Raw genomic sequence first — 16,646 nt, 5'->3', positions numbered from 1 at the left:
GTGTCATCGGGATCATCCCCGCGTGCGCGGGGAGCACGCTCATACAGCCGCCGGTTGAGGTCGTCACGAAGGATCATCCCCGCGTGCGCGGGGAGCACTCGTTGCCGCTGACCGTGAGATCGGGCGACGGGGGATCATCCCCGCGTGCGCGGGGAGCACGACGTTGCGCCCTAGGCCAGAGATCCGGAGCTGGGATCATCCCCGCGTGCGCGGGGAGCACTCCTGCAGGGCGACGTTGAGCGCGGCGGCCCCGGGATCATCCCCGCGTGCGCGGGGAGCACGCCAGTAGACGGCGGTGAGCCTGTCCAGCCCGGGGATCATCCCCGCGTGCGCGGGGAGCACCATACCTCGATCGCCTCAACACCCCGAGGCAGGGGATCATCCCCGCGTGCGCGGGGAGCACCACTTTTGCGGGTGGCCCAGCTCGGCCGCGCGTGGATCATCCCCGCGTGCGCGGGGAGCACTGACCTGCGCGAGTACATCGGGAGTACAGTCCGGGATCATCCCCGCGTGCGCGGGGAGCACCCAGGATCCGGGTGCGCGGCGGAACACCGGAGGGGATCATCCCCGCGTGCGCGGGGAGCACGCCATCTCAGGCGAGTACGTCGCCATCTGCTGGGGATCATCCCCGCGTGCGCGGGGAGCACTACGCGCTCGGGGTCGGCATCGTTGCCCCGATGGGATCATCCCCGCGTGCGCGGGGAGCACGTGCACGCGGTGGGCACGGCCAACCTGGATTCAGGATCATCCCCGCGTGCGCGGGGAGCACAGCTCCCCCGTATCGGGGTGGCGCTTGAACCCGGGATCATCCCCGCGTGCGCGGGGAGCACCTCGACGAGTACCCGGCCGGGACTGGGGAGTAGGGATCATCCCCGCGTGCGCGGGGAGCACTCGCTCTCCTGGACATAGCCCAGCCGCGGCAAGGGATCATCCCCGCGTGCGCGGGGAGCACAGGCGCCGCATCGGGCACGGCGGGTAGTCCGGGGGATCATCCCCGCGTGCGCGGGGAGCACACCCCGCCGGTACCGAAGTGCAGCTAGCTGAGGGGATCATCCCCGCGTGCGCGGGGAGCACCCCTCCGCGACCTGCGCGTTTAGATCGCGCAGGTGCGAGTCTCGACCACTTTCGCCAATTTGGGCATACAGTACATTTAGGATAAAAAGTGCCCTTCGGTAGTTAGTGTATTTATCTGATGCTCAATGATGCTACTGCAAAGCCCTCGATCGTCTCGCGTGCCGTCCAACTTCGGAGGAGCTAGTAGACCTGCTGCTACGGGACCCCGGCTTTGCGTGTACCTGTCCCCGGTGACCTTCCACGTGCGCCGGTCGCCCCGCCGGCACAGCCGGGCTTAACCCTTCGGCGCCGGCCTACTGCCCCTGAGGGCGGATCAACGGCAGACGGGAAGATCAGATACAGGCGACCCACCTAGCGTGCCGGCGGGGATTGTCCCCGCGTGCGCGGGGAGCACTTCCAGCAGCTTCCGCCGCTGCCCGTGGCTTGGGGATCATCCCCGTGGGCGGGGGAAGTCCACCTCCTTGATTTCCCGCTGAGGGCCATGTCTCCGCAGCCCAGCTCTGATCACAGCAGGGTCGGAGCGTCAGGCGAACGCGCCCGGGGAGCATTGCGGGCGCTTGCGGGAACTGGAAGGACGTCGGCTTGCTCCAGATCGGCAACGGTGATGAGCGGGCCGTTGCGGATTCGCTCCAGCAAGGCGGCCTGTTCGGGTTCCAGCTCTACGCACAAGGTGAGGACATGGAGGAGCTGCAGGAGTTCCGTGGTGAACTCGGCAGGCCATTCCTCGGTGTGGATATGGTCCAATGGCGAGGTCTTCGGGGTTCGGGTCATAGACCCAGGTGCGATGACAGCGTCCGGATCGTGCTCATGGGTGGAGGAAACGCCTCTGATCTCCGCTCACCACCAATCCGTGCAGCGCCCAGCAGATGGCTCTATGGGGCAAGCCGGCTGTGTCGGCAGGACCACCGGCGCGCGGGGAAGATCACGGGAGCGCTCGCACGCGAAGCCGGGCTCGACCTTTCGTCATCGGCTCACTGCTCTTGGTGGCGGGCCGACGGAAGATGTCCGCGGTCACGCTCCGCTGTAGCCGCGCCGCGAACAGGCCGTCCATCGCCTCCGCCCGCATGAGCACCGGGCGGATCTGCCCGCGGTAGATCGGCTCGGTGACGGCGACGTGCTGCGATGGCCGACGAGGCGGAGACGTCCTCGATCGGCACCCCGGAGTCCGGCGACCGCAAACGGGCGTTCGCCCGGGGCTGCGCACCACGGTCACGCCCGGATTCGCCGGCACGCGTGACTGTCATCGGTGAGCGAACCCGGTACTGCGTGCCGGTGGCGGAACCGCCCGCGAAACCCCGGCCCCGGATCAGCCGTGGTGGTGCGCCAGCCGCGCGTGCGCGAGCTCGCCCGGCCGCCCGCCGGGGTTGGTGTGGATGGTCGCCCTGGCCAGCCGCGGCATCGCGTGCAGCAGCCGGTGCTCGGCCTCGTGGGCGATCTCGTGGGCCTCGACCACGCTGAGGTCGGGGCTGACCGCCACCTCGACCTCGGCGTGGAGCGCGTGGCCGACCCAGCGGAGCCGTACCCGCTGGACCTCGGTGACGCCCGGGGTGCCGGCGGCGGTCCGCTCGGCCAGGTCCACCAGCTCCGGGTCCACCGCGTCGAGGAGCCGGCCGAACACCTCCCGGGCGGCTCCCCAGAGCACCCCCACGATGGCCACGGTGATCAGCAGGCCGATCACCGGGTCGGCCCATGCCCATCCGGCCGCGACGCCCGCGGCCGAGAGGAGCACGGCGAGGCTGGTGAACCCGTCGGTGCGGGCGTGCAGGCCGTCGGCGACCAGGGCGGCCGAGCCGATCTCCCGCCCGACCTTGATCCGGTACCGGGCCACGAGCTCGTTGCCCGCGAACCCGATGAGCCCGGCCAGCGCCAGCCAGCCGAGGCCGGTGACCTCGCGCGGCCGGGCCAGCCGCTCGGCCGCCTCCCACGCCGTCAGGGCGGCCGAGGCGGCGATGACCAGCACGATCACCAATCCGGCGAGGTCCTCGGCCCGGCCGAGCCCGTAGGTGAACCGCTTGGTCACCGCGCGGCGGCCCAGGAGGAACGCGATCGCGAGCGGGACGGCGGTGAGGGCGTCGGCGACGTTGTGCAGGGTGTCGCCGAGCAGCGCCACCGATGCCGTCACGGCGACCAGGCCCGCCTGGAGCAGGGCGGTGACCAGCAACGCGCCGAAGGAGATCAGTAACGCGCGCATGCCCCGCCGGTTCGCCTCGAGCGCCCCGTCGACGACGCCGGCGGTGTCGTGGCCGTGCGGGGTCAGGACATGCCTCACCCACGCCGGCACCGCCCGCCACCAGGCCACCCGGCCGTGGCCGTGCCCATGGCCGTGACCGTGAGCGTGCCGATGGCCGTGACCGTGAGCGTGCCCGTGACCGGTGCTCATGGCGCCAGGATCTCACCGAAGGCGAATTGCAGCACCTCGAGAACAGCAACCCCTGTGCTGCGGCAAACCATGCGCAACTCGGGCCATCCGGTACGGCAAGGCCAAGTCGGGACGTCGTCCGTACGGCGCGGAACCGGCCGGTGACCGCGCGGCGGCCACCGGCCGGGCGGGCGCCGGCCCGCTCATCAACCCCTGGTCATTCCGTCACCTTGAAGATCCCGTGGGCCCCGCGCTCGGCGTCGACCATCGCGTGGGAGACGAACGGGTAGTGGCCCGGCTCGGGGAAGACCAGCTCGACGAACCCGCCCTGGGCGGGGGCGAGGGCGAGGCTCTGGCTCCCGCCGTCGCCCGGCGGGCGGAGCAGGTAGGCGCCCTCGGCGTACACGGTGTCGAACTGCCCGCCGACCACGTGGAACGAGGTGCCCCGGTTCGGCCCGGCGGCGAGGAGCCACACCCGGACCCGTTCCCCGGCCCGGGCCGCCAGGGGCCGGTGGTCGTACTGGTTGACGTAGCCGTTGAAGACCACCGCGTCGGGGCGCTCGGCCCGGATCTTGTCCATGTCCGCCTCGCCGCCGGGCGGGCCGAGGTAGAGCTCGGATTGGACGAGCACGTAGCTGCGGTCGGCCGCCGGCAGGTCCTCCGGCTCGATGATGACCGCGCCGAAGAGGCCGTTGGCGATGTGGGCGGACATCGGCATGGTCGAGCAGTGGTACATCCACACCCCGGCCTTGATCGCGGTGAACCGGTAGACGAGCGACTCGCCCGGCGGGATCGTCCGCATGGGCTTGTCGGGTGCGAGCGAGCCCGCGTGGAAGTCGATCGAGTGCCCGATGGTGCCGTCGTTGACGAGGGTGATCTCGAAGGTGTCGCCCACCTTGCCGTGGAGCACCGGCCCGGGCATCTGCCCGTTGAAGGTCCACAGCCGCTGGGTCACCCCGGGCGCCACCTCGCGCTCCACCTCATGGACCCGGAAGGTGTACCGGTGCAGCCGCTGCTCGCTCGCCGGCCGGAGCACCGGGTCGTACGGCGTGAAGCCGGGCCCGGGCCGAGCGGTGAAGTCGAGCCGGGCGGCCGCGTCCTCGCGCGGCGCGCCGTCGCCGGAGCCGCCCGGCGCGCCCCCGCCCGAAGCACCCGAAGAGCCATGGCCGGAAGCGCCCGCGGTGTGGTCGCCGGAGGCACCCGAGGGGCCCGCGGTGCCGTGGCCGTGCTGGTGGCCGCCGGCCGGGGCGGAGCCGGCCCCGGTGGCCCGGATGTGCAGCACCATGCCCATCTGCCGGTGCCCGAGCACGGAGCACCAGCCCTCGATGTCCCGGCCGACGACCCCGACGTCGATCCGGGCCGACTCGCCGGGCGCCAGCCGGCCGGTCTCCTGCCCGGTGTCGAGGACCAGGTCGTGGACGTCCTCGTCGTCGGTGTTCACCAGCGTGATCACCAGCCGGTCGCCGGGGGAGACCTCGATGGTCGCGGGGGAGAAGCGCATGTCCCGCGCCTCCACCCGGGCGGTCACCGTCCGGCCGGTGGCGCGCACCTCGGCGGACGCCTCCGCGGCGGCGCGGGCCTTGCTCACCGCGCCGGGGTCGAGCGCGACCCCGGAGGCGACCGCCAGGACCACGACCGCGAGCCCGGCCACGGCGAGCCCGGCCGCCGGGCGCCGCAGGCGGTCCCCGGGGGAGCCCGCCGCCCCCTGCGCGGCGGCCGCACCGTCACCGGGCGCCGGCGCACCGGCCGCGCGGCGCGCCGCCCGCGACCGGCGGATCGCGATGATCAGCAGCGGGAGGAACGCCCCCAGCCCGCCGAAGACGAGGAACGAGCAGAGCACCCGCACGAGCACGGGCACGGGCAGCACCGACACCAGCAGGCCGGCGTTGACGATGACGACCCGGAAGGCGGCCGCCCGGTCGAGCGTGTCCGCCGCCACCCGCACGGGCCCGGCACCGCGCCCGAGGGCGACCGGCACCAGGTACGACAGGGTGCCGAGCAGCACCTGGGCGCCGAACCCGGCGGCGAGGGCCGGGGTGATCCCGCTGAACCGGTCGCCGATGGCCGGCCACGTGGGCGTGACCGCCACCACGGCCACCAGTACGGCGAGCGACCCGGCGAGCCACGCCACGGCGGCGAGGACCGACCAGGTGGCGTACGACGCGGGCGGCTTCCCCTTGGCCGCCCGGGCCATGGGCACGGCGGTCACCCCTAGGCCGGCGAGGTAGCCGGCCAGGCCCAGGGCGACGAGCGGCCGGGCGCCGGCGATCGCGCCGCCCGCCGCGGTGACGATTCCGGCGGTGAGCAGCGGGAGCGCCCGGCGGGTGGCGCGTTCCGCGCCCTCGGCCATCCGGGTCCGGAGCATGGCCGGCCACAGGGTGAGCAGGGTGCCCACCACGGTGAGCCCGGCCCAGCCGAGGAGGTTCACGATCGCGTGGGCGAGCTTCAGCCGCTCGTGCCAGACCTCGGTGAACCCGCGGGCGAGCAGCGTGCCGAGCAGCGCGCCGATCGGGAGGAAGCAGGAGGCCGCCACGTAGAACCGCACCGTGATGCTGAAGCGCGAGGGCAGGGCGGTGCGCAGCCTCGCCACGAGCGCGGCGCCGTGCCAGAGCGCCGCGGCGGCGACGGAGGCGGCGCCCACGGCGGTGAGCGGCAGCAGGTCGGTGGCGACCCCGGCGATGACCAGGAGCGCGCCGCCGTTGTGCAGGCCGAGCCGGATCCGCTGGGCGGTCGGGTCGCGCTCCGGGGTGCGCAGGAGCGCGTCGGCGAAGTGCCGGCTCCAGACGAGGATCGAGTGGCTGAGCGCGCCGAGGAGGAGCAGGTGGAGCATCAGCCACTTGGGCGCCGGCAGGAACGGGTGCGCGATGACGACCACGATCAGCGCGGTGAGCCAGCCCATCACGGGCAGGTCGCGCAGCGGTGAGAAGCCCCGGCGCCGTCTCGGTTCGCGGGTCATGGCCGGGCCTCCGTACGGGACGGCCGGGCCGGGGTCAGGGCCGACCAGGCCGGGCACGCGGCGAACAGGAGCACCGCGGCGATGTTCAGCACGCCCCCGATCCGCCACGCCGCCGGCGCGTCCAGGGCGTCGCCGGCCCACAGGCGGAGGACGAGGGAGAGGTGCAGCAGCCCGGCGGGCGCCGCGAGGACCGGATGGTACGGCAAGGGCAGCCGGAGGACCGCCGGAAGGATGATGGGTGCGTGCGCCATGATCATCGAGAGGGTGAAGCCGAGGAAGAGGGCGTGAACCACCGCGTCGTACCGCGCCCCGTCGTCGACCGGCCCGCCCACGAGCCAGCAGGCCGCGCCGATGCCGAGCCAGGCGTACGCCGCCAGGACGCAGCCCGCGGTGAACCGCTCGAGCCCGGTGCCGCGGACGGTCCGCCGGGCCACGTCGTGGGCCGCGAGCCAGCAGGTGAGCCCGAGGAGGGCGAGCCCGAGCACGGGGTATCCGGCGGCGGGCCAGAGCAGCGCGGCCGTGATCGCGGCCGCGACCGCGCCGGAGGCCCACAGGAGCCCGCGTTCCGCGCCCGCCGGTAGGGCGATCCGGGCGAGCTCCACCCGTTCGGCCGCGACGGTGAGGACGACGAACCCGGCGAGCCAGGGGATGAGCCGGGGCACCGGCACCCCGCCCAGCCAGAGGGTCACCGCGCCGGCGGCGAGCACGGCGCCGAGGAGCTGCACGAGCACGGCGTCGCCGCGCTGCCGGCGCCAGAGCGGGACATAGCAGCCGATGAGGGCGATCGCGCCGAGGAGCAGCGCCGTGCCGCCCACCCGCTCGGGCAGCGGGGTGAGCAGGAGCACGGCGCCCGCGCCGAGGAGGGCGGGCGCGGCGAAGCCCGCCGGGGCCCGCAACGCCACGGCCCGCTCCAGTGCGATGAGGGTGCCCACGAAGCCGAGGACGAGCAGCGGGCCGTGCACGTCACGGAGGCGCGCCCAGGTGACCGGCGCGGGCAGCTCGAGCAGGAGCAGCGCGGCGTCGAGGCCGGCGAGCAGCGCGAGCGCCCCGGGCAGGGCGAGGAGCGCCGTCACCCTGGGGCGCGCACGGCGGGCGGCGGCCTGCCCGGTGCCCGGCGGCGCCGAGGTCTGGGGCCGTGGCGGGGTCGTCATCGCCCCTCCCGATCGAGCAGGACACGGCAGGCTCCGGGTTCGGAGAACGGCACGAGCTCGGTGTGCGCCGGGTCGCCGCCGTACTCCTCCAGCGCGCCGCGGAGCACGCCGAGGTGGACCCCGCAGACGACGTCCGGGTGGCGCCGGGCGGTCTCCAGCAGCGGGCAGCGGGTGAGCCGCACCACGCCCTGCGCCAGGTCGGCGTCCGGCTCGAAGCCGAGCCGGCGGAGCAGCTCGACCAGCCGACGGGGAGCGGCCGCCCGGTCCCGGTCCGTCCGGGCGCCGGCGGCTCCCCGCCCGCGCCCGGCCAGCTCGCGGCCCCACGCGATGCCGGCGGTGACGGCGTCCTCCCGGGGGGAGGCGCTGGTCTGCTGGATCACCCGGACCAGCGCGGCCACGAGGCCCGCGTACGCGGACTCCGGCTCGCCGGGGGTGTCCGCGGCCCGGTAGAGCCAGGCCGGCCGGCCCCGGCCGCGCGGCTCGGCCCGGTGCCGCTCGGCCAGGCCGAGTTCGATCAGGGCCTCGATGTGCTCCCGGAGGGTGTTCGCGTGCAGCCCGGTCGCCGCGGTGAGCTCGGCCAGGGTGCTCGGCCGGCCCTGCCGGCGCAGGGTGTCGAGCACCAGGGCCTGGGCCGCGGACATGGGCGGGCCGTACGGGGCGGGGCGCGGCCCGTGGCCCGCCTGCGGTGGCGTACCGGGCGTCCGGCTATTTTTCACGGTTGTGAGTGTAAAAAATCCAGCCGGGCCGCCACCGGTGCGGGCGGGGTTTCGTGAGGGACTTCACAGGGGCCGGGGCCGGCTCAGCGGCACGCGCAGTGGGCACGTCAGTGCAGGTGTCCGGCGTGGTATCCCGGTCGCACGCGGCCGCCGGTCAGCGGCGCGACGCGATCAACTGCCGCCATGCGGTGGAACCTCGGCACGCCGCCAGGGACGGTGGGCTACCGGGATCGGCCGGAAGCGGGACCGGGCCCGCGCAGCCCCCGGAGCCGGCCCGTGATCATCGGGATGGCCGGCCCGCCGGGAGACCGGGTGACCGCCGCGCCGTCCCGCCCACGGCGCGGCGCCGGAGCGGAGCGCCGATCATCGGGCCGGCGGGCACTCGGCAAGGTGACCCGGGCCGGCTCCGGGGAGCCGGCCGCGGGGAGAGGAGCGCCTGGGCGCCGTGGGCCTGGCCGGGGCGCGGCCCGGCCCGGTCACACGCCCGGGGCTCGACCGGTCACGCGCCGACGTACTCGGCCAGGTGCTGCCCGGTGAGGGTGGAGCGGGCGGCCACCAGGTCGGCGGGGGTGCCTTCGAACACCACCCGGCCGCCGTCCCGGCCGGCGCCGGGCCCGAGGTCGATGATCCAGTCGGCGTGCGCCATGACCGCCAGGTTGTGCTCGATGACGATCACCGACTTGCCCGAGTCGACCAGCCGGTCGAGCAGGCCGAGGAGCTGCTCCACATCGGCGGTGTGGAGGCCGGCGGTGGGCTCGTCGAGGATGTAGACGCCGCCCTGCTCGGCCATGTGGGCGGCGAGCTTGAGCCGCTGCTGCTCACCGCCGGAGAGCGTGGTGAGCGGCTGGCCGAGGCTGAGGTACCCGAGCCCGACGTCGGCCAGCCGGGTGAGGATCTTGTGGGCCGCCGGGATGCGCGCCTCCCCGGAGCCGAAGAACTCCAATGCCTCGGCCACGGGCATGGCGAGCACCTCGCTGATGTTCCTGCCGCCGAGCTTGTAGTCGAGCACCTGGGGCTGGAAGCCCTTGCCCTCGCAGTCCTCGCAGGTGGTGGCGACGCTCGCCATGATCGCCAGGTCGACGTAGACGACGCCGGCGCCGTTGCAGCTCGGGCAGGCGCCCTCGGAGTTGGCGCTGAACAGCGCGGGCTTGACGCCGTTGGCCTTGGCGAACGCCTTGCGGATCGGGTCGAGCAGCCCGGTGTAGGTCGCGGGGTTGCTGCGCCGCGAGCCGCGGATCGGGGTCTGGTCGATCGCCACGACCCCGTCCCGGCCGGCGAGCGAGCCGTGGATCAGCGAGCTCTTGCCGGAGCCGGCGACCCCGGTGACCGCGACGAGCACCCCGAGCGGGATGTCGACGTCGACGTTGCGGAGGTTGTGCGTGGTGGCGCCGCGGATCTCCAGCGCCCCGGTGGGCTTGCGCACCTCCTGCTTCAGCGAGGCCCGGTAGCCGAGGTGGCGGCCGGTGATGGTGCCGCTGGCGAGCAGCCCGTCGACGGGGCCCTGGTAGCAGACGGTGCCGCCCTCGGTGCCGGCCCCGGGCCCGAGGTCGACGACGTGGTCGGCGATGGCGATCGTCTCCGGCTCGTGCTCGACGACGAGCACGGTGTTGCCCTTGTCCCGCAGCCGCAGCAGCAGGTCGTTCATCCGCTTGACGTCGTGCGGGTGGAGGCCGGTGGTGGGCTCGTCGAACACGTAGGTGACGTCGGTGAGCGGGGAGCCGAGGTGGCGGATCATCTTGACCCGCTGCGCCTCACCGCCCGACAGCGTGCCGGACGGCCGGTCGAGGGAGAGGTAGCCCAGCCCGATCTCCACGAACGAGTCGAGGGTCTGCTGCAGCGCGGCGAGCAGCGGCCGGACGGACGGCTCGTCGAGCCCGCGCACCCATTCGGCGAGGTCGCTGATCTGCATCGCGCAGGCGTCGGCGATGCTGATCCCCTTGATCTTGGAGGAGCGCGCCGCCTCGTTGAGCCGGGTGCCGTCGCAGCCGGGGCAGACGGTGAACGTCACCGCCCGCTCCACGAACGCGCGGACGTGCGGCTGGAGCGCGTCGACGTCCTTGGACAAGAACGACTTCTTGATCCTCGGGATCAGGCCCTCGTAGGTCAGGTTGACGCCATCGACCTTGATCTTGGTCGGCTCCTTGTAGAGCAGGTCGTGGAGCTCCCGCTCGGTGAACTCGCGGATCGGCTTGTCCGGGTCGAAGAAGCCGCACCCGCGGAAGATCCGGCCGTACCATCCGTCCGCGCTGTAGCCGGGGATGGTGAGGGCCCCTTCGTTGATCGACTTGTTCTCGTCGTAGAGCTGGGAGAGGTCGAAGTCGGTGACCGAGCCCCGGCCTTCGCAGCGCGGGCACATGCCGCCGGCGCGGGAGAAGGTCTGCTTGGTGGTCTCGCCCGAGCCGCGCTCGACCGTGATCACACCGCTGGCCCGTACGGACGGGACGTTGAAGGAGAACGCGCTGGGCGGGCCGATGTGCGGCCGCCCGAGCCGGCTGAAGAGGATGCGCAGCAGCGCGTTGGCGTCGGTGACGGTGCCGACGGTGGAGCGGGGGTCCGCGCCGATCCGCCGCTGGTCGACGATGATCGCGGTGGTCAGGCCGTCGAGCACGTCGACGTCGGGCCGGTGCACCGTCGGCATGAAGCCCTGCACGAAGGCGCTGTAGGTCTCGTTGATCAGCCGCTGTGACTCCGCGGCGATCGTGTCGAAGACCAGGGAGCTCTTGCCCGAGCCGGAGACGCCGGTGAACACGGTCAGCCGGCGCTTGGGGATCTCGATGCTGATGTTCTTCAGGTTGTTCTCGCGTGCGCCGTGCACGCGGATCACGTCGTGGCTGTCGGCGACGTGCACCGGCGACGTGCCGCTCGTGGCCATGCTCGTGTCTCTCCCATCTGCCGGTTCGTCCGGGCGGCGCGGTCCGCACCGTCCGGTGCATTCTGGTGGCATCACCCGCGATGACCTGCGGAATTACGCTCCTGGCGGAGCCGGGCGCGGCCGGATCCCGGCGTCCCCGGACCCGGCCGCGCGGCGGCCCGGTTCAGGCCAGCCAGCGGCCGTCGCGCATCAGCTCCCGGCCGGTCAGCTCGTTCTCCTCGCGCCAGGCCTGGATCCGGCGCGGCGTGACGCGGAACCAGCGGTACGGCGTGGCCAGCGCGCGGGTCGAAGCCGGTGCGCGCGGCGAACCGGTCGCCGCGCTCCTTGGGCAGCGCGTCCATCTCGAGCACCTCGACGTCGCCGTCGATCACGGTCACGTCGCGGGTGTGGCCCAGCCCCAGCCGGACGGTCCGGGTGGCGGCCAGGTTCCGGCCGGTCGGGCTGTGGGCCGGGGTGGCGAGCAGCAGGGTCTCGCCGTCCCAGTCGAAGGAGAGCGGCACCAGGTACGGCAGGCCGTCCGGTGAGGCGGTGGCCACCCAGACGTCGACGTCGTGGTTGAGGCGGTGCTCGGTGTCGCGGCGGCGCTGCGCGCGGGAGCGGGGTTCGGCAGTCATATCGAAGTCGGGAACGGTATCTCGAATTCGGGAACGGAATCGGGAAGCGGTCCTGGGACGGTCGCCGGTGACCGCCGGCGGCGCCGTCCGCCACCGGCCCCGCGCCCGGGCGGGCCGGGCGCGGGGCGCGACGGCGGCGTCAGCTCGCCTGCTGGATGCGGATCAGGTTGCCCGCGGGGTCGCGGAACGCGCAGTCGCGGACCCCGTACGGCTGGTCGACGGGCTCCTGGACGACCTCGGCGCCGCGGGCCTGCAGCCGGTCGAAGACGGCGTCGACGTCCTTGGTGGCCAGGACGACGATGCCGAAGGTGCCCTTGGCCATCATCTCGGCGATCATGCGGCGCTCGTCGTCGGTGAGGCCGGGTGTGGCGGCCGGCGGGTACAGGACGATGGACGTGCCCGGCTGGTTCGGCGGGCCGACCGTGATCCAGCGCATCCCGCCGTGGCCGACGTCGTTGCGGACCTCGAAACCGAGGGTGTCGCGGTAGAAGCTCAGGGCGGTGTCCGGGTCGTCGTGCGGCAGGAACGTGTGGTGAATGGTGATGTCCATGCCGGTCAGGCTAGGTGCGGGGCGGGGAGCCGCGCTTCTCGATTCCTGACCGGTTTGGTCACCTGTTTCGCCACGCACGGCGGGATCCCCTCCTCGGCCGCGGCCGCCGCCTGGCGCCGGTAGACGCTCGGCGGTGTGCCGACCAGCTCGGTAAACCTGGTGCTAAAGGTGCCGAGCGAGGAGAAACCAACCGCGAAGCAGACCTCGGTGACGCTGAGATCGCCCCGGCGCAGCAGGGCCATGGCGCGCTCGATGCGCCGGGTCATCAGGTAGCTGTACGGCGGCTCGCCGTAGGCGAGCTTGAACTGGCGGCTCAGGTGCCCGGCCGACATGCCCGCCTCGCGGGCCAGCGCCTCGACGTCCAGCGGTTTGGCGTAGTCCCGGTCGATCCGGTCGCGAACGCGGCGGAGCCGTGCCAGATCGCGCAGGCGTTGCTCGAATGCCGTGGTCACCTGGGCGATACTGCCACATCGTGCCGGATACGCCTAGCGTTTCCGGTGTCATCCCCGGCCGTGCTCTCTGTGCGGTTCGCGGTGCCGTGCCGGGGCACCGGGCCGGGCCGCCCGGTGGGTTCCGGGCGTGACGCCGCGCCCGCCGTGGCGCGCCGATCCCGTGCGGTACGGCTCGGCGGGCGGCACGGCGGCGCGTCCCGTCCGCGGAACGGCCGAGCGGCCGGCCGGTGGGCGGCCTCCGGAGCCGAGTGGTGTTCTCGTCGTGGGCGGTTACGGAAGTTTGTTCGGAATCCCTGTTGTCAATTCTTCGGTAAAGGGTGATTGTTCGCTTCTGTGGCGTATTCTTCCAATATCGGAGGCTATTTCCGGTCCTATGAAGATCGAAAATGACCGAGTGAAAAGTGATGCCAGAAAACGCTGTGACGGATATGCCATCCGGCGTAATGTCGTGGCATGACCAAGGACTACAAAGAGAAGCCGGTGTGTGACATCTGCCTGGGTGCGGGGGGCGAGTGGATGGAGCTGAACGGCCAGCGGAACAGGGAGCGGCGCTGGGTGGCGTGCAAGCGATGTAACGGAACGGGCCGGCGATGACCGACCCGATCACCTGTCCGGAATGTCAGGGAGCCAAGGGTCAACGAATCGGGCCGCTCTTCCTCGCCTGCCCTTTCTGTCATGGTCGGGGGTGGGTCGGCGGAGCGCACGAGCCCGCGGAGCCGCCACCGCCCCCGGTCGTGCCGCCGCCCGTGTGGGAGCACCGCGTCTGGCGTGACCCGGTCATCGCGGCGGCGCTGTCCTGCCGGTACTGCCTCGGCTCCGGAGAGGTGGCGCACGTCGACGACGCGGCCCGTGCCGTGGTCACCGTCGCCTGCCCCGTCTGCTCCACCTGCACGGCCTGACGGCCCGCCCGCATCACGAGGAGCGTCACCGCTCCCCGTCACCCCCGACACCGCTCCCCGCGTCACCCCTCCCCGAGCCGCCCACCCCGAGCCGTCGCGCCGGCCGCACCGGGTCGGCGCCGTTCCCCCGCGAGGCCACGCCGCACCCGCGAGCGGAGGCACCCGAAGGGCGGGCCGGATCCCCGAGCGGCGGAACCGGGCCGCCCCGTGACCGGCCGGTCCCCGAGCCGCCGGGCCGGCCGCCCGGGGGAGCGGGCCGGATACCGCTCACCCCGCCCGGTGACCGTCTCCGCCCTCCACCGGCACGTGCTCGGCTCCGACGTCGTCGCCGCCAGAGCGCGGCGCTCATCCCCACGCGGAGAAGGTCCGGTCGAGGTGCGCCAGGGCGGCCTCGGCGTACCGGCGCGGTCCGGTGCGCAGGCCGTAGGCGAGGTCCTCGAGCAGGGCGCACCGGGCGTAGAACACGGCCCGCCGGCCGGCCGCGTCGTCCCACGGGGCCGCGTAGTGGGCGAGGATCGACGCGGTGACCTCGGGGCCGAGATCCCGATAGAGGAGCCCGAGGTCGTAGGCGGGGTCGGCGATCTCCGCGTCGCTCCAGTCGATCACCCCGGTGACCGTCCCGCCCTCCGCCAGCACGTGCTCGGCGCCGAGGTCGTTGTGGCAGAACGCGAGGGCGCGCGGCTCCGCGGGCGGTGCGCCGCCGAGGAAGGCCTCGATCCGGCGGCGGGCGGCGGCCGGCAGGTGCGCGGCGACCGCGCGGTGGTGCCGTTCGGCCTCGGCGAGCCACGCGGTGAGCGGCTGGGTGTCCGGCGCGGCCAGCGCGCTGAACCGCTCCGGCGGCGCCAGGTGCAGCCGGGTGAGGAACTCGCCGAGGGCCGGCGCGAGCCGCCCCGGCTCGGCCACCGGTCGCTCGGCCAGCGGGCGGCCGGGCAGCTTGACGTACCCGAGCACTCCGGCGTCGGGGTCGCTCAGGATGACCCGCGGGACGGGCAGCGGGGAGATCTCGGCCACCAGCGCGAGCAGGGCCGCCTCGCGCCGGATCCGGTCGGCGCGGCGGGCCGGGTCCGGCTCCTTGCTCATCCGGAGGATCAGCCCGCCGTCGGCCTCGTAGGCGACGTGGTCCATGCCCTCGCCCAGCCGGGTCACCGAGCGGGCCGCGAGCCCGGGCAGGTGCCGGGCGAACAGGGCGGACATCGCTTCGATCTCCGCCTCCGGGCGATCAGGCGTCATCGGCCGCCCGCTCCGGCCCGGCGTCGTCGAGGGCGAAGGAGAGGTAGCGCTCGGCCGAGCGGCGGACGGCCTCGGCCCCGTCGGCCGCCACCACGTGACCCGATCAGCAGCGCCCGCTGGCCGATCGCGGTGGGCGGCTCGGCGCCGATCCCGATCACGTCCGGCCCCTCCTCCTCGATCCTCGCCCGGTGGCCGGCCCGGCGCAGCTCCCGGAGGGTGGTCCACCGCTGTCCGCCCCATCCGACGTACTGGCGTTCGTCCTCGCAGATGGGGCAGTCGTCACGCGGCGCGGCGTACTGAACGCCGCAGGTGACGCAGATCGGCAGGTCGTTCATCCCGGTCCTCCTCCCGCTCGCGCAGCCGTCCGGCCGGCCCGCGCGTCCGCCGAGCCCCAGCTGATCGCCCCTTCCAGGAACAGACCAGGGCTTAGCACACCATTACGCCTATCACGTTGCGTTTTGGACAGATAACGCTGTGTAATCACTGTGGGCGATGAGCCAGACGGCTGGCTCGAAGGAGTGACCATGACGTTCACAGCTATGGAAGCCTCGTATCCGGCTACTGCTCTGAGCAATCCGCTTCAGTACCTCTCCCCGCAGCCCATCGGCCGGCAGATCGCTCAGCCGCTGGGGCTGCCGCAGATGAGCCCGTACGGCCCGGTGACCTCGCCAGAGGACCAGATCCTCCCGCAGGAGCACCTGGTGAGCCCGGTGACCTTCTGGGACAAGCTCGCCCGCCAGGGGCTGCGCTACGGCGCCGCGGCCGCGCGGCAGGTCCTCGACGCGGTGCTGTCCCAGCAGGCCCCGGCGATCAACGGGCCGGCCAACGGCGCCCAGCCGATCGCCGCCGCCGTCCCGCAGGCCCAGCCGATCGCCGCCGCCGTCCCGCAGGCCCAGCAGTACGCCGCCGCCCTCCCGCAGGGCCAGCCGTACGCGGTGACCCCCGCGCCGGTCCCGGCCGCTGCGCAGATCCCGCAGGCCGTGCCGCAGGCGATGGCCGCGCAGCAGATGGCGCCGGCCGCCGGTTACGCGGCTCAGCCGCAGCAGGCCGCGCTCGCCGCCCTGCAGGCGGCGCAGCAGGCCGTGGCCCAGCCGGCCGCTCCGGGGGCCGCCGCCGCGTACGCCGCGCAGCCGCAGGCGGCTCTGGCGTACCAGCCCGCCCTCCAGGCCGTGCCGCAGGCGATGGCCGCGCAGCAGATGGCGCCGGCCGCCGGTTACGCGGCTCAGCCGCAGCAGGCCGCGCTCGCCGCCCTGCAGGCGGCGCAGCAGGCCGTGGCCCACCCGGCCGCTCCGGGGGCCGCCGCCGCGTACGCCGCGCAGCCGCAGGCCGCCCAGGCGTACCCGATGGCCCAGCCCCAGGCCGCGCATGTCCCGGCGGCCGCGGGGGCGGCGGTCTGACAGGGGGCGCGTGGTGAACTCACTGAGTGGAGGACCTGGCCTGCCGGGACCGGCCTCGGGGGGACCCGGCATGGCGCCGGCGGTGAACCTCGCGATCGCCCCTGCCCTGGGCGCGGTCCCGGCCGGGATGGGGATGCCGGCCGCGGCACAGCAGGGGCCGCTCCTTCCGCCGCAGGTACGGTGCGCCGAGGCGCTCCGGCACCTGTACGGCTGGCTGCGGGCGTCGCTCCCGCAGTGGCCGCAGGTCGCGGGGGTCATCCCGTCGCTGGTGCAGGGCGTGCGGCTGTACCGGAACGGGCAGTACGAGGCGTGCCTCGCCCACATCCAGTCGGTGCTCGGTGCCATCAATGCCGGCCAGACCGCTCCACTTCGGTGA

The 16,646-nt window shown here is 73.8% G+C and carries 14 protein-coding genes and 1 CRISPR repeat array (1 of these 15 only partly in view); of the genes, 4 read left to right on the top strand and 10 right to left on the bottom strand.

Features of this window, described 5'->3' with window-relative positions; translation table 11 throughout:
- A CRISPR array of direct repeats spans positions 1-1,074; the repeat unit is 29 nt; unit sequence GGGATCATCCCCGCGTGCGCGGGGAGCAC (it extends 4,938 nt beyond the left edge of the window).
- A gap of 504 nt (positions 1,075-1,578) precedes the next feature.
- The 9 genes from TBIS_RS11655 to TBIS_RS11615 all read right to left on the bottom strand — a co-directional run bounded on the left by TBIS_RS11655 (position 1,579) and on the right by TBIS_RS11615 (position 12,744).
- Complete coding sequence (locus TBIS_RS11655; RefSeq protein ID WP_041431510.1) at positions 1,579-1,845, bottom strand: hypothetical protein; 267 nt, start codon at positions 1,843-1,845, stop codon at positions 1,579-1,581.
- Positions 1,846-2,380: 535 nt separating this feature from the next.
- On the bottom strand, positions 2,381-3,343 hold the full coding sequence (locus TBIS_RS11650) for a cation diffusion facilitator family transporter (protein WP_241019684.1): 963 nt from the start codon (positions 3,341-3,343) through the stop codon (positions 2,381-2,383).
- Positions 3,344-3,650: 307 nt separating this feature from the next.
- Positions 3,651-6,389 carry a multicopper oxidase domain-containing protein gene (locus TBIS_RS20095; RefSeq protein WP_013132592.1) on the bottom strand — a complete coding sequence of 913 codons (2,739 nt, stop codon included), beginning with the start codon at positions 6,387-6,389 and terminating at the stop codon, positions 3,651-3,653.
- The gene (locus TBIS_RS11640; protein ID WP_013132591.1) at positions 6,386-7,540 is read right to left on the bottom strand and encodes a hypothetical protein; all 1,155 of its coding nucleotides are present in this window, start codon (positions 7,538-7,540) and stop codon (positions 6,386-6,388) included. The genes TBIS_RS20095 and TBIS_RS11640 overlap by 4 nt, the downstream gene beginning before the upstream one ends.
- The gene (locus tag TBIS_RS11635; protein ID WP_013132590.1) at positions 7,537-8,181 is read right to left on the bottom strand and encodes a helix-turn-helix transcriptional regulator; all 645 of its coding nucleotides are present in this window, start codon (positions 8,179-8,181) and stop codon (positions 7,537-7,539) included. The genes TBIS_RS11640 and TBIS_RS11635 overlap by 4 nt, the downstream gene beginning before the upstream one ends.
- 574 nt (positions 8,182-8,755) lie before the next feature.
- Positions 8,756-11,128: an ATP-binding cassette domain-containing protein gene (locus TBIS_RS11630; RefSeq protein WP_013132589.1), complete on the bottom strand. Its 2,373-nt coding sequence runs from the start codon at positions 11,126-11,128 to the stop codon at positions 8,756-8,758.
- A gap of 71 nt (positions 11,129-11,199) precedes the next feature.
- Positions 11,200-11,742, bottom strand: a complete 543-nt coding sequence (locus TBIS_RS11625) for a pyridoxamine 5'-phosphate oxidase family protein (protein ID WP_013132588.1) — start codon at positions 11,740-11,742, stop codon at positions 11,200-11,202.
- Positions 11,743-11,881: 139 nt separating this feature from the next.
- Positions 11,882-12,292 (bottom strand): VOC family protein, encoded by a 411-nt coding sequence (locus TBIS_RS11620; RefSeq protein WP_013132587.1) that lies wholly within the window; start codon positions 12,290-12,292, stop codon positions 11,882-11,884.
- A gap of 5 nt (positions 12,293-12,297) precedes the next feature.
- Positions 12,298-12,744 (bottom strand): helix-turn-helix transcriptional regulator, encoded by a 447-nt coding sequence (locus TBIS_RS11615; protein ID WP_013132586.1) that lies wholly within the window; start codon positions 12,742-12,744, stop codon positions 12,298-12,300.
- A gap of 453 nt (positions 12,745-13,197) precedes the next feature.
- On the opposite strand from TBIS_RS11615, the gene TBIS_RS19325 reads away from it, so the two are divergent.
- Positions 13,198-13,338 (top strand): hypothetical protein, encoded by a 141-nt coding sequence (locus tag TBIS_RS19325; protein WP_158306184.1) that lies wholly within the window; start codon positions 13,198-13,200, stop codon positions 13,336-13,338.
- A 152-nt stretch (positions 13,339-13,490) separates the two neighbouring features.
- Positions 13,491-13,643, top strand: coding sequence for a hypothetical protein (locus tag TBIS_RS19320; RefSeq protein WP_158306183.1), 153 nt, complete (start codon positions 13,491-13,493; stop codon positions 13,641-13,643).
- Positions 13,644-13,988: 345 nt separating this feature from the next.
- Here the strand turns inward: TBIS_RS19320 and TBIS_RS11610 are convergent, their stop codons facing one another.
- Positions 13,989-14,873, bottom strand: coding sequence for a phosphotransferase family protein (locus TBIS_RS11610; RefSeq protein WP_013132585.1), 885 nt, complete (start codon positions 14,871-14,873; stop codon positions 13,989-13,991).
- Between the two features lie 524 nt (positions 14,874-15,397).
- On the opposite strand from TBIS_RS11610, the gene TBIS_RS18220 reads away from it, so the two are divergent.
- Both TBIS_RS18220 and TBIS_RS11600 read left to right on the top strand, forming a co-directional pair.
- Positions 15,398-16,270 carry a hypothetical protein gene (locus TBIS_RS18220; protein WP_013132583.1) on the top strand — a complete coding sequence of 291 codons (873 nt, stop codon included), beginning with the start codon at positions 15,398-15,400 and terminating at the stop codon, positions 16,268-16,270.
- A gap of 70 nt (positions 16,271-16,340) precedes the next feature.
- Positions 16,341-16,646 carry a hypothetical protein gene (locus TBIS_RS11600; protein ID WP_013132582.1) on the top strand — a complete coding sequence of 102 codons (306 nt, stop codon included), beginning with the start codon at positions 16,341-16,343 and terminating at the stop codon, positions 16,644-16,646.

Origin of the sequence: Thermobispora bispora DSM 43833 (genome assembly GCF_000092645.1) — a bacterium.
Lineage (GTDB): Bacteria > Actinomycetota > Actinomycetes > Streptosporangiales > Streptosporangiaceae > Thermobispora > Thermobispora bispora.
This window is presented reverse-complemented; position numbering and strand designations above follow the sequence as displayed.